Origin of the sequence: Exiguobacterium sp. SL-9, assembly GCF_004336985.1 — a bacterium.
GTDB lineage: Bacteria > Bacillota > Bacilli > Exiguobacteriales > Exiguobacteriaceae > Exiguobacterium.
The window spans coordinates 1-389 of sequence record NZ_SJUO01000047.1; the positions used below are offsets into that span (position 1 = coordinate 1).

The 389-nt window shown below is 30.6% G+C and carries 1 pseudogene; it reads right to left on the reverse strand.

Annotated elements, in window-relative coordinates:
- Nucleotides 1–389 (reverse strand): annotated as a pseudogene (locus EVJ34_RS15590) (acyl-CoA synthetase FdrA); the annotation flags it as partial.

The following is a 389-nucleotide window of genomic DNA, read 5'->3' on the forward strand; positions in this document are numbered from 1 at the left end:
CTTTTGCCTCTTGTTTAAACCGTTCAATTCGATTACTTGGATCAATCATTGGATGAGGTTTTCCATCTGTGTACTCATCTGCCCCAAAGTCAATAAATGTATGAGCCTCACTTTTAAGTGGATCTTTTAGTTGATGTTCTGCCTCTTTTACTGTGTTGCTATAAATATCATCATATTTTTCTTTTGTAATATAATAAGCTTCACTTGCTAAAGTTCCACCTGAAAATAATCCTCTAATATATTTTTGTTCCTTGTTTAATTTAGCTTTAACCTCTTCAATCAAAGGTAAGTTTAAAGGATGTAAATCTAATTTTGAAATATCTACTCCTGCCAATTCAACAGCTTTTAAAGCTGCATTTTTTGACATATCTTCAAAATAAATATTATCT